Annotated in this window: 3 protein-coding genes and 2 pseudogenes; 1 reads left to right on the top strand and 4 read right to left on the bottom strand. The window is 66.8% G+C overall.

Annotated features, from left to right (window positions below):
- The 3 genes and pseudogenes from I55_RS02435 to I55_RS02425 all read right to left on the bottom strand — a co-directional run.
- Positions 1-657: pseudogene (locus I55_RS02435) on the bottom strand (hypothetical protein); the annotation flags it as partial.
- Complete coding sequence (locus tag I55_RS02430; protein WP_049973766.1) at positions 644-1,249, bottom strand: BON domain-containing protein; 606 nt, start codon at positions 1,247-1,249, stop codon at positions 644-646. The gene I55_RS02430 and the pseudogene I55_RS02435, both read right to left, overlap by 14 nt.
- A gap of 81 nt (positions 1,250-1,330) precedes the next feature.
- Positions 1,331-2,149: an N-acetylmuramoyl-L-alanine amidase gene (locus I55_RS02425; protein WP_044558885.1), complete on the bottom strand. Its 819-nt coding sequence runs from the start codon at positions 2,147-2,149 to the stop codon at positions 1,331-1,333.
- A 347-nt stretch (positions 2,150-2,496) separates the two neighbouring features.
- Here I55_RS02425 and I55_RS02420 point away from each other — a divergent pair, with 347 nt between their 5' ends.
- Complete coding sequence (locus tag I55_RS02420) at positions 2,497-2,982, top strand: YajQ family cyclic di-GMP-binding protein (protein WP_044558884.1); 486 nt, start codon at positions 2,497-2,499, stop codon at positions 2,980-2,982.
- Here I55_RS02420 and I55_RS35645 read toward each other — a convergent pair.
- Positions 2,939-3,252 (bottom strand): annotated as a pseudogene (locus tag I55_RS35645) (hypothetical protein); the annotation flags it as partial. The gene I55_RS02420 and the pseudogene I55_RS35645 overlap by 44 nt on opposite strands.

The following is a 3,252-nucleotide window of genomic DNA, read 5'->3' as shown; positions in this document are numbered from 1 at the left end:
CTCGCCCGTCAGCGCCAGGGCACGGCCCAGGAACAGGTCGCGGCCGGTCTCCGTCACCGGGGGGGCCCGGCGGAAGGCGGCGATGAAGGGGGCGATGATCTGCTTGGTGCGGTCCTTGTCACCCAGATGGTAGTGGGCGACGGCCAGCGACAGCCAATCCCAGCGCGGCGCGGTGATGGGATAGTCCACCGGCTGGATCAGCCCCTCGATACGGTAGAGGAAGCAGCCCGTGGATTGGGCGTCGTTGCAGGCCAGGCTGCGGATGCGCGACTTGAAGTCGTTGTAGTCGAAATCGCCCACGAACTGATTGGTGGCCAGTTGCACCGCCAATGGGCTTTCCGGGCTTTGCACGAGGATGTTGGACAACAGCTTGTCCGCCTGCAGCAGCAACCGGGTCTGTTCCTGCAGGTCATAGCTCTGGTCGGCCTTGCGGATGGCTTCCATCGCCTGCACGAACTGGCGGTTGGCCATGGCCTGCGCGTCCGGCAGCGTTTGTGTGCCCGCCAGCCCGGGAATGGGCTGCGCGCCCGCCGGCGTCATTGGCACCAGGATCAGCGTCAGCGCCAGGGTGGGCACGGCAAGGAAAGGGGCCGTGAAGAGGGAACCGGCCAGGAAGGAAAGGGGGCGCACGGCAGCGACACGCTCAATGACGGACATAATTCACAACCTGGCGGACGCGGGGTAGTTCACGGGCGTGCTGCAGCACGGCTTCCATTTCCACCCCGCTGCGGGCGACGCCCATGATGTAGACCACCTGGTTGACGGTTTCGATGCTGTAGTTGCTGGACCTGACCTGACCGTCCAGCAGCAGTGCCGCCCAAAGCTTGGTGTTGATCCAGGCGTCGGTGGCGCTGTCTGACAAGCTGCTTTCGTCCGCGATCTTGATTTCATTGATGACTTTGCGCACGCCATCCGCTTGCCAGGCTAAGCGCACCGCATCCACCCGCATATCAGGGTCGCGGGCGTTGCCGGTCAGCAGCACTTCGCCCCGGTTCACCGTGATGTTCAGGCGGCTGTTCATATCCGGGCTCTTCTCCCGCCAGAGCTGATGAATTTGTTCATCAATCTGGCTATCCGGCACCGGTGGCGCCTCTGCCGCCGCTTCCGCCCGCTGGCGCGCCAGCTCTGGCGACTCGCGCCCCGGGGACTGACAGCCGGCCAACACTGCGCCCATGCCCATCAGCAACAGGAGGACGGCGCCCGTGACGGGGCGGTTCCGGCGGGGCGCGGGGATGGTCGCGGAGGTCATGGGATTCGGCCTTGGTCCCTGTTTCCAGAAAATCGCGTCGGGCACAGCGGTGAGGTGTGGGCGGGTAGTGTGAAACGCAAATCAGGCGAAAGTGGGGGAGGCGAGTAGCGTCGCCAATTCTCGCGCCAGGATGCCGGCGATGCGCTTGCGCTGCGCCGGGTCGCGCAGCAACGCCTCGTCCTGCCGGTTGGACAGAAAGCCCGACTCCACCAGCACGGACGGGATGTCCGGCGCCTTGAGCACCACGAAGTTGGCGGAGCGCATGGGGTTCTCCAGCAGGCGCAGGTCGCGACCGGCGCCGCGCACGATGCCCTGGCGCGCCGCCAGCGAGGCCGCCTTGGTACGGCGGGTGGCCAGGTCCATCAGGATGTCGGCCACCACCGGCTTGGTGTGCTTCAGGTCCAGGCCCAGGCGGTCGGCGTAGTTTTCCTTGTCGGCCAATGCCTGGGAGAAAGCGTCCGACGCCTTCTCCGACAGGGTGTAGGCCGAGAGGCCCCGGGCCTTGGTGTTGGGGGCGCTGTCCGCGTGAATGGACAGGAACAGGTCGGCCTTGGCCTCGCGCGCCACGTCCACGCGCTCGCCCAGTTCCAGGAAGTGGTCGTCCTCCCGCGTCAGCCCGGCGCTCAGGCCCTGGGCCTTGCGCAGCTGCAGGGCCAGTTCCTTGGCCAGGTCCAGGGTCACGTCCTTTTCATAGGTGCCGCCCGCGCCGATGGCGCCCGGATCCTTGCCGCCGTGACCGGGGTCGATCATCACCAGCCGGGGGGGGCGCGGCGCCGGGGACCGGGCGGTGCCCGGGGCGGCGGCCCTCACCAGATGCTCGGCCTGTCCCGGACGGACAAGGCCGCCGACGCCCAGGAAGGGAATCCCGACGGCAAGCCGGAGTATGGCCCTGCGATCCATGAGACTAAATCCGCCCGAATCAACTGCTGAAATGACGCCCGTGACACGCGGTGCCACCCCGCAGCGCAACCACCGCGTAAGGGTGGGGAGCGCCAGGAAGGAGCTAACCTTTCCGCATGCGATATGTTTGACCCGCTACACCCCGTATCGCAACAAAATCTTGGGCTGGGACGTCAGAAACAGGGCAGGTGTTGCGGGCCGATGACGCCAGGGCGCCGCCAGAGTCGGCGCAGGGCGGCCAGGGCCGGGCTGGGGGTGTGCCGGGCCCTGGGGTCGTGCTAGAACCAGGCCCAGGGCGCCTTGTTGCGGCGCCGTTCCTTCATCGCTTACCGGGGAGCCTGACTGCCATGCCGTCCTTCGACATCGTTTCCAAGACCGACAAAGCCGAGGTCGACAACGCCGTGGCCGGCGTGGTGCGGGAACTGGCCCAGCGCTTCGACTTCAAGGGCGCCAAGTGCACCATCGAGCACAAGGACAACGTCATCACCATCAACGCCGACGACGCGCCCAAGCTGGCCCAGATGCAGGAAATGCTGAAGGTGCACCTAACCCGGCGCAAGCTTGACGTGGGGTGCCTGGACTGGGGCACGGACGAGCGCGCCGCCGGCGACACCCGCCGGCAGGAGGTCAAGGTCCGGCAGGGTATCGACAAGGAACTGGCCAAGACCATCGTCAAGGCCATCAAGGACAGCAAGATGAAGGTCCAGGCCGCGATCCAGGGGGATGAGCTGCGGGTCACCGGCAAGAAGATCGATGACCTTCAGGACGCCATCCGCCTGGTGAAGGGCCTCAAGATCGAGCAGCCGCTGCAATACGAGAATTTCCGGGACTGACGCCTGGGGGTGGAGGCACCGGCACCCGGCCGGTGCCAGCCTGCCCCGTGCCGTTTTGCCCCGTGCCGTTTTGAAGGGCGTCCATCACCAGGCGCTGCAGGCGGGGTGGGGCGATCGGCTTGTGCACGACCACCACGCCGGCCGCGGTGGCCTGTTCCATCAGTTGCGGGTCGGTGTCGCCAGTCACCAACATGCCGCCGACATCCGCGCCGTATCGCGCGCGGACTTCAGCGATGATGTCCATGCCGTAGCGGTGCCCGGCAGGCGGTG

This window comes from Azospirillum sp. B4, from assembly GCF_000333275.1.
GTDB lineage: Bacteria > Pseudomonadota > Alphaproteobacteria > Azospirillales > Azospirillaceae > Nitrospirillum.
The sequence above is the reverse complement of the archived record's forward strand: the minus strand, read 5'-3'. Positions and strand labels throughout refer to the sequence as shown.

Coding starts and splice junctions, on each gene's coding strand:
- I55_RS02420 (WP_044558884.1), top strand. CDS start 2,497: ATGCCGTCCTTCGACATCGTTTCCAAGACCGACAAAGCCGAGGTCGAC.
- I55_RS02425 (WP_044558885.1), bottom strand. CDS start 2,149: ATGGATCGCAGGGCCATACTCCGGCTTGCCGTCGGGATTCCCTTCCTG.
- I55_RS02430 (WP_049973766.1), bottom strand. CDS start 1,249: ATGACCTCCGCGACCATCCCCGCGCCCCGCCGGAACCGCCCCGTCACG.